This window comes from Streptomyces sp. NBC_00988, assembly GCF_045162645.1.
GTDB lineage: Bacteria > Actinomycetota > Actinomycetes > Streptomycetales > Streptomycetaceae > Streptomyces.
In genome coordinates this window covers 9441800-9456280 of record NZ_CP108730.1, presented here as the reverse complement: position 1 = coordinate 9456280, position 14481 = coordinate 9441800, and the positions used below count along the sequence as shown (strand labels likewise).

At 72.1% G+C, this 14481-nt stretch carries 14 protein-coding genes; 4 read left to right on the top strand and 10 right to left on the bottom strand.

What is annotated here, in order from left to right:
- The first annotated feature begins 950 nt into the window (after positions 1 to 950).
- Entirely contained in the window at positions 951 to 1931 is a 981-nt protein-coding gene (locus OG496_RS42815) for a helix-turn-helix domain-containing protein (RefSeq protein WP_405974699.1), read from the top strand.
- Positions 1932 to 1967: 36 nt separating this feature from the next.
- A complete protein-coding gene (locus OG496_RS42810; RefSeq protein WP_405974698.1) occupies positions 1968 to 2450 on the top strand; it encodes a DUF456 domain-containing protein in 483 nt (160 codons plus the stop codon).
- Between the two features lie 20 nt (positions 2451 to 2470).
- Here OG496_RS42810 and OG496_RS42805 read toward each other — a convergent pair whose 3' ends face one another.
- A complete protein-coding gene (locus OG496_RS42805) occupies positions 2471 to 3706 on the bottom strand; it encodes an SGNH/GDSL hydrolase family protein (RefSeq protein ID WP_405974697.1) in 1236 nt (411 codons plus the stop codon).
- 178 nt (positions 3707 to 3884) lie between these two features.
- On the opposite strand from OG496_RS42805, the gene OG496_RS42800 reads away from it, so the two are divergent.
- Positions 3885 to 4268: a PPOX class F420-dependent oxidoreductase gene (locus OG496_RS42800; RefSeq protein WP_366498144.1), complete on the top strand. Its 384-nt coding sequence runs from the start codon at positions 3885 to 3887 to the stop codon at positions 4266 to 4268.
- A gap of 1 nt (position 4269) precedes the next feature.
- Here OG496_RS42800 and OG496_RS42795 read toward each other — a convergent pair whose 3' ends face one another.
- The 6 genes from OG496_RS42795 to fabG form a co-directional block, all read right to left on the bottom strand.
- Positions 4270 to 4779: a methylated-DNA--[protein]-cysteine S-methyltransferase gene (locus tag OG496_RS42795; protein ID WP_405974696.1), complete on the bottom strand. Its 510-nt coding sequence runs from the start codon at positions 4777 to 4779 to the stop codon at positions 4270 to 4272.
- Complete coding sequence (locus tag OG496_RS42790) at positions 4776 to 6191, bottom strand: bifunctional transcriptional activator/DNA repair enzyme AdaA (protein WP_405976816.1); 1416 nt, start codon at positions 6189 to 6191, stop codon at positions 4776 to 4778. Before OG496_RS42790 ends, OG496_RS42795 begins: the two co-directional genes overlap by 4 nt.
- 98 nt (positions 6192 to 6289) lie before the next feature.
- A complete protein-coding gene (gene rsgA / locus OG496_RS42785; protein ID WP_405974695.1) occupies positions 6290 to 7381 on the bottom strand; it encodes a ribosome small subunit-dependent GTPase A in 1092 nt (363 codons plus the stop codon).
- Positions 7382 to 7833: 452 nt separating this feature from the next.
- Positions 7834 to 9081, bottom strand: coding sequence for a cytochrome P450 (locus OG496_RS42780; RefSeq protein ID WP_405974694.1), 1248 nt, complete (start codon positions 9079 to 9081; stop codon positions 7834 to 7836).
- Complete coding sequence (locus OG496_RS42775) at positions 9078 to 10022, bottom strand: aromatase/cyclase (protein ID WP_405974693.1); 945 nt, start codon at positions 10020 to 10022, stop codon at positions 9078 to 9080. Before OG496_RS42775 ends, OG496_RS42780 begins: the two co-directional genes overlap by 4 nt.
- A 35-nt stretch (positions 10023 to 10057) precedes the next feature.
- Positions 10058 to 10843, bottom strand: coding sequence for a 3-oxoacyl-ACP reductase FabG (gene fabG, locus OG496_RS42770; RefSeq protein ID WP_366498149.1), 786 nt, complete (start codon positions 10841 to 10843; stop codon positions 10058 to 10060).
- Between the two features lie 201 nt (positions 10844 to 11044).
- Here fabG and OG496_RS42765 point away from each other — a divergent pair, with 201 nt between their 5' ends.
- Entirely contained in the window at positions 11045 to 11497 is a 453-nt protein-coding gene (locus OG496_RS42765; RefSeq protein ID WP_366498150.1) for a nuclear transport factor 2 family protein, read from the top strand.
- Positions 11498 to 11569: 72 nt separating this feature from the next.
- Here the strand turns inward: OG496_RS42765 and OG496_RS42760 are convergent, their stop codons facing one another.
- The 3 genes from OG496_RS42760 to OG496_RS42750 form a co-directional block, all read right to left on the bottom strand.
- Positions 11570 to 11836: an acyl carrier protein gene (locus OG496_RS42760; protein WP_366492966.1), complete on the bottom strand. Its 267-nt coding sequence runs from the start codon at positions 11834 to 11836 to the stop codon at positions 11570 to 11572.
- 79 nt (positions 11837 to 11915) lie between these two features.
- Positions 11916 to 13160 (bottom strand): ketosynthase chain-length factor, encoded by a 1245-nt coding sequence (locus OG496_RS42755; protein ID WP_366492967.1) that lies wholly within the window; start codon positions 13158 to 13160, stop codon positions 11916 to 11918.
- Positions 13157 to 14428 (bottom strand): beta-ketoacyl-[acyl-carrier-protein] synthase family protein, encoded by a 1272-nt coding sequence (locus OG496_RS42750; protein WP_405974692.1) that lies wholly within the window; start codon positions 14426 to 14428, stop codon positions 13157 to 13159. The genes OG496_RS42755 and OG496_RS42750 overlap by 4 nt, the downstream gene beginning before the upstream one ends.
- Positions 14429 to 14481 lie beyond the last annotated feature (53 nt).

Sequence of the window (14481 nt, the reverse complement as noted above, 5' to 3'; positions counted from 1 at the left end):
CCACTACCGTCCTGAGCGACACCCGACGCCGCCCCGTCGACCGACACCCGTGACGTGGGAGCAGCGGTGCCCGGTGCGTCCGTCGGCCCCTGGAACGGGGGCCCTGGCGGAACCGCCGCCGCCTCCGGAGGTGCCGTAGACGGTGGCTCCCAACCACCCCGTGGGGAAGCGGAACCCGTATCGGCGGGCGGCCCGGAGTTGGGCCGGGCTGCCGCGCGGGGCCCCGGGACACCCGGGCCCGCTGGACGCTCCCGCTCATCCGCCGGAGGCACCCCCACTGTCCCCGCCGCCGAAGCGAACCGGTCGTCGACGGAGTCGCCCGCGGCCGTGGGCCCCGTGTCCTCCGCGGTGTCGTCGTACAGCTGGCTCCACCAGTCGTCCTCGTGACCGGTCGGCGTTCCCCCCTGCTGGCTCATGCCCCTAATTGTCCACCGCACGGGCCAGTTGGAAACGGGGCGTCCGGAAAATCGGGGGCGCACGCCCTCTCGAACGGCGTGTCGGGCGACGTACCGAACACCCGTCCGCCACAGTGCGCAACAGGACGAAACAGGCCGCCGGACGGTCCCACCCCCCACGGGAGAACCGCCCGGCGACAACTGAGTGACCCGGCCCCAACTCCCCTGCGTGCAGGCGCACGTCATGGGCCCGGGTCACGTTCCAAGTGACCGAATCCCGTTGCGGGTCCGGCCCACCCGGTCCCGAGTGTGACCGGCTTTCCTTAAGCTCTCCTGTGATTCACGCTGGTCTCCCCCATGACCCACCGCGCGCGAACCCGCAGGCCAAGAAGGACCAATACCGGCATTACGGGCGGCAGTTGATGTCCCGGTGGCGCAACCTTGGCAGAGTGGCGGGTGGTACGGCGATGATGTGCCGAGGCGGTTTTGCGCCGTGGCTGTTTTCCGCCACAGCGCGCGGGACGCGACGGGGTCTTCGGGGAGAGGCGACACCTGATGCTGGGAGCGATAGGCCTGGACGAGGCACACGAGTCGGCGTACCGGGCACTGGTGTCCGTCGGCGCCGCGGACGTGCCCGATCTCGCCCGACGGCTGACCATCGGGGAGTACGACACCGAGCGCGCCCTGCGCCGCCTGGAACGGCACGGACTCGCGGCCCAGTCCTCGGCCCGCCCCGGCCGCTGGGTCGCCGCCCCGCCCGGGGTCGCCCTCGGCGCGCTGCTCACCCAGCAACGCCACGAGCTGGAGAAGGCGGAACTCGCCGCCGCGCTGCTCGCCGAGGAGTACCGGGCCACCGCCGCCGAACCCGCCGTACACGACCTGGTGGAGGTGGTGATCGGCGCCTCGGCCGTCACCCAGCGCTTCCTCCAGCTCCAGCTCGGCGCGACCGAGGAGGTCTGCGCGCTGGTCACCGGGACCCCGGTCGCCGTCACCGGCATGGAGAACGACGCGGAGGAACAGGCAGCCGACCGTGGGGTCCGCTACCGGGTGGTCCTGGAACGCGCGGTCCTCGACCAGCCGGACGGCATCACCGAACTCACCGCCGCGCTCGACCGCGACGAACAGGTGCGGGTGGTCGACAAGGTGCCGACCAAGCTGGTGGTCGCCGACCGGACCCTCGCGATGGTGCCGCTGACCTCGCACACCGCGGAGCCCGCCGCACTGGTCGTGCACGCGAGCGGCCTGCTGGAACTGCTCTCCGGACTCTTCGAGTCGATCTGGCGGGACGCCCTCCCCCTGCGCCTCGGCGCGTCCGGCCCCACCGAGCAGACCCCGGACGGCCCCGACGCCACGGACCTGGAGGTGCTGTCCCTGCTGCTGGCCGGGCTGACCGACGCCAGCGTCGCGAAACAGCTCGACCTGGGCCTGCGGACCGTCCAGCGCCGGGTGAAGCGGCTGATGGAGCTGACCGGCGTCACGACCCGGCTGCAACTGGGCTGGCACGCGTACGAACGGGGCTGGGTGGCCCGTACCTGACCTGCGGTTTCACCCGGGATCCCGCAGGCTGGGCAGATGGGAGTGGGTGAACTCCTCCTGGTCGGCGTCGTCATCCTGCTCGGCCTGTGCGGAGTCTTGGTGCCCGGAGTGCCGGGGTCGTGGCTGGTGTGGGCCGCGGTCCTGTGGTGGGCGCTGAAGGACCCGCAGCCGGTGTCCTGGGGCGTCCTCGTGGGCGCCACGGTCGTCCTCTTCCTCTCCCAGGTGGTGCGCTGGGCCCTGCCGCCCCGCCGCCTGCGCGCGAGCGGCGCGACCCCCCGAATGGGCGTGTACGCCGGAGCCGGCGCGTTCCTCGGCTTCGTCCTCGTCCCCGTGCTCGGCGCGATCCCCGGCTTCATGGCCGGCATCTACCTCCACGAACGCCTCCGCCTGGGCCGCCACGGCGAGGCCATGGCCTCCCTCCGTACGGCGATGCGCTCGGGCGGCTCCAGTGTGCTGACCGAACTGTTCACCTGCCTGCTGATCATGGGCGCGTGGGTGGGCGCGGTGATCTGGGGCTGACGCGGAGCTGATGCGCGGGCTCAGCCGAGCGCGGTGAGGTCGACCGTGTCGGCGAGCGCCCGCATACCCGCGTCGTTGAAGTGCAGGTGGTCACCGCAGTCGTAACCGGCCCGGATCCGCTGCGGGTGCCCCGGGTCACGGACGGCGGCGTCGAAGTCGACCACCCCGTCGAAGGGCCCACCGCCGCGAATGAACACGTTGACCTTCTGCCGTACGGCTTCGCGGGCCGCTGTGTATCCGCCGTTGCCGCCGTACGGAGTGAGGGTCGCGCCGATGACCCGGATGCCGTGCGCGTGGGCGCGGCTCACGAGGGTGCGGTAGGCGCTCTCGAAGGCGCCGGGGTCGGTGGCCGCCGGGGTGCCTTTGATGTCGTTGATGCCTTCGAGAACGATCAGCACCCGCACCCCCGACCGCGACAGGGCATCGGCGTCGAGACGGGACAACGCACTCGGTCCTACGTCGTCACGCAGCAGCCGGTTCCCGGAGACACCGGCGTTGAGGACACCGAGGCGGCGATACGACGGCAGGGTGCCGAGACGTTCGGCGAGCCGGTCGGGCCAGCGGTGGTTGGCGTCACGGGTGGAGCCGTTGCCGTCGGTGAGGGAGTCGCCGAAGGTGACGACACTGCCCGCCGCCGGGGCGTCGAGGACGTCGACACCAGTGACGTAGTACCAGGAGGTGGTGGTCGCCGTGTACGCGGAACCGTCGACGTCGGCGGCCCGATTCCCTTGCGGGGCACGGTAGTTGGTCTGCCCGGCCGCACGGTGGTAGGTCGCAGGACCGGAGTCGTCGGGCGTGTGGACGGTGACGAGCAGATCCGCCCCGTCGGTCACGGCGAGCGGAACGGGATCACTGACCAGATCCTCGCCCGCCGGAATGGTGACCGTCCGGGCGCCGTCGAAGGTGGCGACCCGCATCGAACCGGGCACGGCGTCCGGCCCGGCCTCGCGCAGGGCGACGGTCACCGCGTCGAGGCGGAGGGGCGCGGTACCGAGCCGGTTGGTGAGCCGGACGCGGGTGGCGCTGCCGCCGACGCTGAGGTGGACGACGTTGCGGAGGGAGGCTCCGGGCTGGGCCGGGGCGGTTCCGGAGGGGGCGGCTTCCCAGGTGCCGGTCCAGGTGCCGAACGGGTCGGGGGCCGAGGCCTTGGGAGCGGAGGCGTCGGCTGTCGCCGCACCCGCCGTCCCCGCCGTCCCAACTCCCGCTCCCAGCACGAACACCAGCAGTCCTACGACGACCCGTCGGGCCCCGACCATGAGCGCTCCGCCTCTCCCCACCAGCCACAAGGAAGGCGACCGTGGCACGCCGGAAGGAGCGGACGGCGGAGCATCACCGGCGCCGGGCCCCGCGTCCCCCTCCGGTGTGGGGCATAAGGCGTAAGGCCTGGGACCGGAGGCCGATGCGCACGGCGGGCAGGCGTGTTTGGCTGCGGGCATGACCGAATTCACCGAGGCCGAGCGCGCCTACCTCACCTCACAGCGACTGGGCCGCCTCGCCACCGTCGACCCCCAGGGCCAGCCACAGGCCAACCCCGTCGGCTTCTTCCCGCAGGCCGACGGGACGATCCTCGTCGGCGGCTATGCGATGGGCACGACCAAGAAGTGGCGCAACCTGGGGAAGAACCCGAAAGTCGCGCTCGTCGTGGACGACATCGTCAGCGTCCGGCCCTGGAAGGTACGGGGTATCGACATCCGCGGCGAGGCGGAACTCCTGGTCGGGCCGCACGAGTTGGGGCCGCACATGAGCGAGGAGGTGATCCGTATCCATCCGCGGCGGATCCACAGTTGGGGCCTGGAGACGGAACCGGGAACGGCCTAGCTCAGCCCAACGCGTCCTCCAAGGTGAGCAGTTGGACCTTGCGTTCGAGCCCGCCCGCATACCCCGTCATCGACCCGTCCGCGCCGATCACGCGATGGCAGGGCCGGACGACCAGCGACGGGTTGGCGCCGATCGCCCCGCCCACGGCCCGGACAGCGGCCCGGGACGCGCCGATCCGTGCGGCGATCTCGCCGTACGTCGTCGTCGCGCCGTACGGGACGGAGTCGAGGGCGGCCCACACGCGCTCGCGGAAGTCAGTGCCGGAGGTGCGGAACTCCAGCTGGAATTCCTTGAGTTCACCGGCGAAGTAGGCGGCGAGCTGTTCGCCGGCGGCATGGAAGGGGCCGGGGTCCTGCCGCCACTCCGGCTGGACCGTACGGCCGCCCTTCTGGCCGGGTACGGAGAGGGAGGTGAGGGCGCCGAACTCGTCGGCGGTGAGGAGGAGTTGGCCCAGGGGGCTGTCGAAACTCGTCCAGCGGGTGACCGTGGGACCGGTCGTCGGCTCGGTCATCGTGACTCCAACTCCCCTGCCGTGCGCAGGTGTTGTAGGTGCTGTACGGCATACGAACGCCAGGGGCGCCAGGCATCCGGGATCTCGATGCCGGGCGGTGCCACGTCGGGGTCGCCGAGGGCGCGGGTACGGATGACGGCGACGGTCCCAGCGTCCATGCCGGGCAACGCGCGCAGGGCCTCCTCCGCGTCGTCCCGGTCGACGCCGGCGTCGAGTCGTACGGTGCCGTCGGCGAGGGCGGTGGCGAGGGCGGTCAGGGGTTCGCCGGGGGCGGCGTCCGCCAGCGCGGACGGCTCGGGGAAGAGGTGGGTGAGGCCGCCGGACGGGGCGTCCAGCATCTTGCCGTGGCGCCGCACCAGCCGCTCGGCCTCCGCCCGCCCGACCAGGGCCCGTACGGCGAGTTCCTCTGGGTCCGCGGTGCCCGGTGAGCGCAGGCCGGGGCGGGCGGTGACGAGCGGGGCGAGCCGGGGATCGGCGCCGAGTCGTTCGTCGACGGCGTACGGGTCGGCGTCGAGGTCGAAGAGCCGTCGCAGGCGCTGGACGGCGGTGGTCAGGTCGCGGTGGTCGGTGAGGTGCAGACGGGCGTCGAGCCAGCCGCCGGGGTGGGCGGGGGGCGCGGTCCTGAGGGCGCCGGGGCGTTCGTCGACGGCGGCGATCCCGGTGCCGTAGGGGAGGCGGAGGGTGCGGCGGTAGGTGCGGCGGCCGGGGGTGCCGGTGATCTCCTCGATGCCGGGGACGGCCTCGCGTGCGAGCAGGTCGAAGGCGGCGGCGGACTGGTACGGGCCGCGGTGGGCGAGCCGCAACGGGATTCCCGCGGACGGGCCGGTGCCCTTCGCCGGCACCTTGGGCGCGTGGGGCGTCCTGGCCGTCCGCAGCTCGCTCGGGGTCGACGCGTACACGGCGCGGATCGTGTCGTTGAACTGGCGGACGCTGGCGAACCCGGACGCGAACGCGATCTCCGTGATCGGCAGGTCGGTGGTCTGCACCAACACCCGTGCGGTGTGCGCCCGTTGGGCCCGGGCGAGAGCGACGGGCCCGGCGCCGAGTTCGGCGGTGAGCTGCCGCTGGACCTGCCGTGCGCTGTAGCCGAGCCGCACGGCGAGCCCGGCGACGCCCTCGCGGTCCACGACGCCGTCGCCGATCAGCCGCATGGCGCGGCCGACGACATCGGCGCGCGCGTTCCACTCGGCCGACCCCGGCACGGCGTCCGGACGGCACCGCCGGCAGGCCCGGAACCCCGAGCCCTGCGCGGCGGCGGCCGTCGCGAAGAACCGCACGTTGCGCCGCTTCGGCGTCACGGCCGGGCAACTGGGCCGGCAGTAGATCCCGGTCGTGGCGACCCCGAAGAAGAACTCCCCGTCGAACCGGGCGTCCCGGCTCCGCACGGCTTCGTACCTGGTGTCCTCGTCCATCACGCTGTCCAGTCTCCGCCATCCCCGGGGGTGGGGCTGGCGGAAATCGGACGGGGTGGTGACGCGGTACCGGGCTGGGATGGACCGCCGGACAGGCTCTAAGCCCAGCGGCCGCGCTTCGCCTCCATCGCCGCCTTCCCCTCCGCCCCCTTCCGCTTCCAGTCGCGGCGCAGTTCGGCGCGGGCGCGGGCGTCGGTCTTGGCGACGATCCACTGGTTCTCGCGCATGAGCTTGCGGTAACTGTCGAGCCGGCGTTCGGGAAGTTCGCCGGAGTCGAGGGCGGCGAGCACCGCGCAACCAGGTTCGGCGGTGTGGGCGCAGTCGTGGAAGCGGCACCGCCCCGCCAGTTCCTCGATCTCGGCGAAGACCTGCCCGACCCCGGTCTGCGCGTCCCACAGCCCGACACCGCGCAGCCCCGGCGTGTCGATCAGCACCCCACCACCCGGCAGGGCGAGCAGGTTGCGCGTGGTGGTCGTATGACGGCCCTTGCCGTCGACGTCACGCGTCGCCTGGACGTCCATCACGTCCTCGCCGATCAGCGCGTTCGCGAGCGTCGACTTGCCCGCACCGGACTGCCCGAGCAGCACGGACGTACCGCCGGCGGCGACCGCGGCGAGGACGTCGATCCCGTCCCCGGTGGCGGCGCTGACGGCGAGCACCGGCACGCCCGGCGCCGCCGTCTCCACGTCCTGGACGAGATACGACAACGTCACCGCGTCCGGCACGAGATCGGCCTTGGTCAGCACGACCACGGGCCGGGCACCGGACTCCCACGCGAGCGCGAGAAACCGTTCGATACGGCCGAGGTCGAGGTCCCCGGTCAGCGGTACGGCGACGATCGCGTGGTCGACGTTGGCCGCGAGGATCTGCCCCTCGGACCGCTTGGAGGAGGTGGAGCGCACGAAGGCGGTACGGCGCGGCAGATACGTCCGTACGTAGCGCGGGTTGCCGGCGGGTTCGACGGCGACCCAGTCGCCGGTGCAGACGACGCGCAGCGGGTCGTTCGGGGTGACGAACGTGGTGTCGGCGCGCAGCGTGCCGTCGGCGGTGACGACGTCGCACTGCCCGCGGTCGACCCGGACGACCCGGCCGGCCAGCAGTCCTTCGGCGTCGTGGTGGGCGAACTCGTCCGCCCATGCGTCGTCCCAGCCGTAGCGGGCGAGCGCGAGAAAAGCAGAGCTGGAAGTCAAGGGAGACCCTTCACAGGGTGGCCCCGGCGCGCGCACATGGGCGCGGTGGAAGAGGAAGGTCAGCCGGTGGCCACGGAGGTGGACTTGATGCACTTCTGAAGGCGGGCAGGGCCCATCACAGAGACAGCCATCGGTCACACCTCCCGCAGCACAAACCAAGTCACCTGCGGCAACACACGGTTGCCGCTCCAACTGCACCGACCCTAGAAGGTGCACGAGCCGCGACGCCACCGAATTACGGCACTCCTGCTCTCGGCCGTAGCGCAGCGGCACCTGGAAGAGCCTCCTCCAGAACTCTGTTCGGCCAGTACGAGCGAGCCCAACGGCCTGGACGGTTCCGGGGAGCCCGGTGGATCCGGCGTTCGATCGGGCAGAGCCCCGCTGCCCGGAAGATCGTCACAAAGCCGCGGGGAGGACGCGCTGACCCGCGAAGGGCCAGGTGTCCCGTGCGGTCAACGAACCGGGGTGCCGGCGATGCGGGTGACCCGCAACGGCAGTCGGCTGGGTGCCTGCAGTCCCTCCGGGTCGTGGAACTGCGGTGGTTGCGTGGTGGACACGGCGAAGTCGGGGTAGCGGGTGAGGAGTTCGGTCAGTGCCACGCGCGCCTCCAGGCGGGCGAGCGGTGCGCCCAGGCACACGTGGGCGCCCTTGCCGAACGACAGATGGCGATTGGGGCGCCGGGCGATGTCGAAGGTGTCGGGGTCGGGGAACGCCTCGGGATCCCGGGCCGTCGACACCAGGGCGACGCTCACCAGAGCTCCCTCGGGGACCGTGTGGCCGCTGAGCCGGGTGTCGCGGGCGGCCCTGCGGTCGAGCCAGATCAGCGGTGAACGGTAGCGCAGCACCTCCTCGATGGCGGAGGGCAACAGACCGGGGTCCTTGCGCAACTCCGCTGTGTCCTTGGGGTGTTCGTCGAGGCACAGCACGGCGTTGCCGAGCAGTGCGCTGGTGGTGAGGAATCCGGCGATGAGCATCAGGCCGAGGAAGCCGACGATCTCCTGGTCGTCCAGCCGTCGGCCGTCGGCCTCGGCCCGGATCAGGTCGTGGATCAGGCCGTCGCCGGACCTGGCGCGGTGCCGGCGTACATGGCTGCCCAGGTAGTCGTTCATCTCCCGGATGGACGGGGCCATCGCGGCCACGCCCTCCTCGCTGCGGATGGCGTCCACACCGTTGTCCACCAGCAGGGCGTACGCCCACTTGCGGAACAGGCCGTGATCCTCGCGGGGCAGCCCCATCACCTCGGCGATCACCGTGACGGGCAGCGGGTGGGCGAGGTCGGAGACGATGTCGATGGTGTCGCCGCGTTCCTCAGCGGCGTCCAGCAGTCGCCGGGTCACCTCCCCGATGCGCGGCTCCAGGCTCTCCACGAACCGGGGAGTGAACGCCTGGCTCACCAGGCCGCGCAGCTCCCGGTGCCTGGGCATGTCCATGTTCTGGAAGTTGCCCTTCTGGAACGCGACGAGCTCCTCCACCGAGGGCATGAACTCGCTCATGTCGTTGGAGAACGTCTCGGCCTCCTGCATCACCCGCAGACCGTCCGCGTAGCGGAACACCTGCCACCGGCCGGACCGGGGGTCATGGCTGACGGGCTCCTCACGGCGCATGTGCGTGTAGTGGGCGAGCGTGCGCCGCATCGCGTCGGAAAAGTGCGGACCACCCATCTGACCAGTCTCCTTGTGCTGTTGGGGGAAGTCGTTCACGCGGCCCGGCGCTCCTCGGCGTACTGCTTGGCGTGGCCCAGGGTCGCCTTGCTGTTCGTGCTCAGGGCACGGTGGATGTAGGCCCTGGCGTCGGCCACGGTGCGGCCCGCCCCGAGTACCGCCTCGACGGCCTCGGGCTTGACGACGACGGTGTGGTGCGAGGTGGCGTCCACTCCGCCGTCCCGTGGCACGAGGGTCCAGCTTCCGGTGTGCGCGGTCATCAGCGCGGGCACCGTCGTCTGCTTGTAGACGATCCGGTCGGCGCCGCGCACCACCCGGACCGACTCGGTGGTGTGCACCGAACCGTCTGCGGCCTTGGTGTCCATGGCCATGACCTGCACGCCCGGCTCGTCCTCGGTCAGATCGAGCCGGGTCACGTGCGGCAGGCGTTGCGGCCACAGGTCGGCGCGGTGGAGGAAGTCGAAGACGTCGCCGACCTCGCCCGCGATGTGCACCGTGTCCTCGAAAGCGAACATCAGCGTGTCCATCTCGTCGTGCCGCTCGGCGACCCGCTTGATGCCGGCGAGTTCCGCGTCGCTGTTGCCGTCCAGAGCGGCGCGTACCCAGGCCACGTGCTCGGGGGCGTCGTCGACCACGGTGAAGTCGTGGTGCAGTTCCAGCCTGGTCCGCGACGCGGACAGGGCCTTCGCGCACCAGGTGCCGTCCATCGAGGCGACCGGCGCGGCCGACACCTCCTGCCGGAACCGGACCGTGTGCGTCTGCGGGTCGAGGTCCCGGCGCGAGGTCCACTGCTTCACCTCGCCGCCCGCCGTGGCCCAGATGTGGATGCGTTCCGTGCGCTCGCCCTGTTCCAGGTGCTCCACATGGATGTTGGGCGCGAAGAACACGGGCCAGCGCGTGACGTCCGCGATGATGTCGTGGACCACCCGTGCCGGGGCGTCGATCTCGGTGGTGTGCAGGGTGTGGTGGCTTTCGGACACGTCGAACCCTCCCTCTCGTCCCGGCCTGCCGGGGATCAGTAGTTGCCGAGGCCACCGCAGACGTTCAGCGCCTGGGCCGTGATGGACGCGGCGGAGTCGGTCGCCAGGTAGCCGACCAGACCGGCCACCTCCTGCGGCGTCGAGTAGCGCCCCAGCGGGATCTTGGCCTGGAACTGCCGCAGGATGTCGTCCTCTGTGGTGTCCCAGGCGGCGGCGTAACCCGCGCGCACACGCTGGGCCATCGGCGTCTCCACATAACCCGGGCACACGGCGTTGACGGTGACACCGGTCGGCGCGAGCTCCTTGCCGAGCGCCTTGGAGAAGCCGATCACTCCGTGCTTGGACGCCGAGTAGGGCGCCGCGAGCACCACGCCCTGCTTGCCGCCTGTGGAGGCGATGTTGATGACGCGGCCCCAGCCGCGCTCCTGCATACCGGACCGCTTCAGCACCTCCCGGGTGACCAGGAAGACGCTGTTGAGGTTGGTGTCGATCACGTCGTACCAGATCTCGTCGGGGAGGTCGGCCGTGACCCCGCCGCCGCCCCGGCCGGCGTTGTTGACGAGGACGTCGACACGGCCGTACGCGCTCATGGCGGACTCCACCAGCGCCTGGACGGCGGCCTTGTCCCGTACGTCGCACGACGTGCCGTCGGCCTCGTGCCCGGCCGCCCGCAGTTGCTCCACCGTCTCCTTCACGGCGTCCGCGTCGCGGGCGCAGAGGAAGACGGCCAGGCCCGTGCGGGCGAGGTCCTGGGCGACGGACAGCCCGATGCCGCTGGTGGCACCCGTGACGAGGGCGACCCGCCGTTCGTCGTTCGCCATGCTCAGCACTCCCGTGGTCGGTGATGTCGGGTTTCACCGTGGCCCCGGCTGCTCGAACCGAGGTCGAACACCGCTGGACACCCGACGGCTCGCCTCAAGCCCGTGTCGAGGAGGGCTGGAGCCGGGTGGACGACTCTCGTGAGGCCCGCGCCGCGGAGCGCGCGGTCCGGCCACCCGTGGCCCGATCAGGAAGGAACCAGCATGTCGATCGCCCAGACGGTGTCCACCGACTCCGGTCCCACCGGCCTGTACCAGCTGATCCACCAGTTCTACGCACGGCAGATGCGGTTGCTGGACGACGGCAGGGCGGAGGACTGGGCGGACACGTTCACCGCCGACGGCGTCTTCGCCGCGAACGCCTTTCCCCAGCCGGTCGTGGGCCGCGCCGCCGTCGCGACCGCCGCGCGTGCCGCCGTGGACGACTACGCCCGTCGGGGCATCCAGCGTCGCCACTGGCTGGGCATGCTGTCCATCGAGCCCAGGAGCGGCGAGGAGTTGCTGGTCAGCAGCTATGCCCTGGTGGTCGAGACGCCGCGTGACGGCACCCCCGAGATCCGGTCGAGCAGTACGTGCGACGACGTGCTGGTGCACCGGGACGGCGTATGGCTGGTGAAGGACCGCCGGATCCACCGTGACGACCTGCCGAGGCCGTAGGCGCGGTCGTCGTCGGAACGCGGTGGGGCGGGGCACCTCGGTGCCCCGCCCCACCGCCGTGCGGCCCGTCCGTCACGCCGGACGGGCCGCCGTGCCCAGGCCCTCGTTGACGTACGACAGGAACTGGCGCGGTGTCGGGGCGTCGGTGACGACCTCGTCCGGCAGTGAGATGCCGTACTCCTGCTCTATGCGTCCGGACACCTCCAGCATCGCGAGGGAGTCGTAGCCGAGGTCGGTGAAGGTGAGGTCCAGGACGTCGCTGTCCAGGTTCACCCCCTCCGCCTCGCCGGCGCACTCGCGCAGCAGCCGGGTCAGCTGGTCAAGGGATATCTCTGCCATGGGACACCTCTCCAAGGTCGAAGTACTTCAGGGGAGTTCGGGTGCTGCACAGGTCGGCGGGCAGGCGGCGCCGAGGCCGTCAGCCGTGCCGAGCGGGGGCGTTCCGGCCTTCCCCGGTCACCACCGTCGCAGCGTTGAACCCGCCGTGGCCGCGGGCGAGCACCAGGGCGGCGCGCACCCGGCCGGGACGTGGGGCGGTGACCAGGTCGACGGGACAGTCCTCCGCGGGCCGCTCCACATGCACCGTCGGTGGGATCAGTCCCTCGTGGACCGACAGCAGCGCCGCCGCCAGGTCCAGGGCCGCTCCGCCCGCCAGCAGTCGGCCGGTCATCGTCTTCGGGACGGTCACCGGAACGCCGCGCGGCCCGAAGACGCGGGACAGCGCGTCGGCCTCCTGCCGGTCGAGGTCCCGCACGCCGGCGCCGTCGGCGAACACGACGTCGATGTCGCCGGGGCCGAGCCCGGCGTCGTCCAGGGCGAGTTCGACCGCGCGGCGCAGTCCGGGCTCACCGTCCGCGTCCGGAGCCGGGTCGAACGTGGTGGCGTACCCGGCGAGTTCGCCGTACACCCGGGCGCCTCGCGCGCGGGCCGCGGCGGCGTCCTCCAGGATCAGGATCGCCCCGCCCTCGCCGGCCACATGCCCGCGGGCTCCACCGGCGAACGGGAGGTACGCGTGCTCCGGTTCGTCGGCGGTGCTCATCCGGCCGCTCGCCAGATGCCCCATCCAGCCCCAGGGACATACGGCACCGTCCACCCCGCCCGTCACCATCAGAAGGCTGCCCTTGCGCAGTTGGCGGCGGGCCTGGGCCACCACGTCGAGACCGCCCGCCTGCTCGGTGACCAGGACTCCGCTGGGCCCGCGCAGACCGTTGCGGATGGAGATCTGGCCGGTGTTGACGGCGTAGAACCAGGCGAAGGACTGGTAGGCGCTGACGAACTGGCCGCCCTTGCTCCACAGGGCCTGCAGCTCCCGCTGGCCGAACTCGAACCCACCGGCCGACGCCGCGGTGACCACGCCGGCGGCGAACTCCGGCAGTTGGCCCGGGTCCACCTCGGCGTCGGCCAGCGCCTCGTCGGCGGCGGTGAGGGCGAGCCGGGTCATGTGGTCGGTCTGCGGCAGCAGCCTGTTGGGGAGGTGCTGCTCGGGCTCGTAGCGCGGCACCTCGCCGGCGAGCGTCGCCGGATAGCCCGAGGCGTCGAAGCGGGACACCGGGCGGATGCCGTGCTCACCCGCCAGTGTGGCCCGCCACCATGCGGCGGTGCCCAGCCCGTTGGGCGCCGTGACGCCGATGCCGGTGAAGACGGGGGGCGCGGGGCTGCTCATACGGTCCGCCGATCCGGCCGGGTGAGCACCATGGCACTCTGGAATCCGCCGAAGCCGCTGCCGGTCGTGAGGACCGTGTCGACCCGCGTCTCACGCGCCGTCAGGGGCGTGTAGTCCAGGTCGCACTCCGGATCCGGCTCGTGCAGGTTCGCGGTCGGGGGGATCACTCCGTGCTCGATGGCCAGGGCGCAGGCGGCGATCTCCAGGGCACCGATGGCGCCCAGCGAATGACCGATCATCGACTTCACGGAGCTGATCGGGACGTCGTGCGCGTGCTCGCCCAGGCTGCGCTTGAACGCGGCGGTCTCGTGCCGGTCGTTCTGCTTGGTGCCCGAGCCGTGGGCGTTGACGTAGCCGATGTCGGTGGGGGCGGTCCGGGCGTCGTCGAGGGCGGCGCGGATCGCCTCCGCCATCTCGGCGCCGTCCGCGCGCAGCCCTGTCATGTGATAAGCGTTGCTGCGCGAGGCGAACCCGGCTATCTCGGCGTACACATGGGCCCCGCGGGCCCGGGCCCGCCCGAGCTCCTCCAGGACGAACACGGCCGCGCCCTCGCCCAGTACGAACCCGTTGCGGGTCCGGTCGAAGGGGCGCGAGGCATGGGCCGCGTCGTCGTTGCGCGGTGTGGTCGCCTTGATCGCGTCGAAGCAGGCGACGGAGATGGGTGAGATGGGGGCGTCCGTGGCCCCGGCCACCATGACGTCCGCGCCGCCCTCCCTGATGATCTCCACCGCGTGCCCCACCGAGTCGAGCCCGGAGGTGCAGCCGGTGGAGACCAGGGCGGTGGGGCCCTGCGCGTCGACCGCCCAGGCCACCTCCCTGGCGAAGGAACTCGGCACGAAGTAGTCGAACAGGTGGGGAACGGCGTAGGAGTGGTCGACCAGCCAGCCGGTACCCCCGTTGCTGACCACCGCGTATTCCTTGTCCAGGCCCATGGTGGCGCCGACGGCGCTGCCGATCGTGACACCGGTGCGGTGCGGGTCCCGCTGGGCGGGCTCCAGTCCGCTGTCCGCCACCGCCTCGCGGGCGGCGACGACGGCGAACTGCGCGGCGCGGTCCATGCGCCGGATCTCCTGGGGTCGCAGGCCGGAGGCGACCGGGTCGAAGTCGACCTCGGCGGCCACCCGGGAGCGGAACGAGGACGCGTCGAACAACGAGATGGCGCGGGTGGCCGTGCGCCCCTCGGTCAGCAGTGACCAGAACGGCTTGGTCCCGCCGCTCCCGCCGGGGGCGACGACCCCGATTCCGGTGACTGCCACACGCCTGCTCATCGGGGGCCGCCCGCCCGCCCCGCCGCACGGCGGGCCTCCGGACGGGAGTGGCG

Coding starts and splice junctions, on each gene's coding strand:
- OG496_RS42805 (WP_405974697.1), bottom strand. CDS start 3,706: ATGGTCGGGGCCCGACGGGTCGTCGTAGGACTGCTGGTGTTCGTGCTG.
- OG496_RS42810 (WP_405974698.1), top strand. CDS start 1,968: ATGGGAGTGGGTGAACTCCTCCTGGTCGGCGTCGTCATCCTGCTCGGC.
- OG496_RS42815 (WP_405974699.1), top strand. CDS start 951: ATGCTGGGAGCGATAGGCCTGGACGAGGCACACGAGTCGGCGTACCGG.
- OG496_RS42795 (WP_405974696.1), bottom strand. CDS start 4,779: ATGACCGAGCCGACGACCGGTCCCACGGTCACCCGCTGGACGAGTTTC.
- OG496_RS42760 (WP_366492966.1), bottom strand. CDS start 11,836: ATGGCAGAGATATCCCTTGACCAGCTGACCCGGCTGCTGCGCGAGTGC.
- OG496_RS42800 (WP_366498144.1), top strand. CDS start 3,885: ATGACCGAATTCACCGAGGCCGAGCGCGCCTACCTCACCTCACAGCGA.
- fabG (WP_366498149.1), bottom strand. CDS start 10,843: ATGGCGAACGACGAACGGCGGGTCGCCCTCGTCACGGGTGCCACCAGC.
- OG496_RS42765 (WP_366498150.1), top strand. CDS start 11,045: ATGTCGATCGCCCAGACGGTGTCCACCGACTCCGGTCCCACCGGCCTG.
- OG496_RS42790 (WP_405976816.1), bottom strand. CDS start 6,191: ATGGACGAGGACACCAGGTACGAAGCCGTGCGGAGCCGGGACGCCCGG.
- OG496_RS42755 (WP_366492967.1), bottom strand. CDS start 13,160: ATGAGCAGCCCCGCGCCCCCCGTCTTCACCGGCATCGGCGTCACGGCG.
- OG496_RS42750 (WP_405974692.1), bottom strand. CDS start 14,428: ATGAGCAGGCGTGTGGCAGTCACCGGAATCGGGGTCGTCGCCCCCGGC.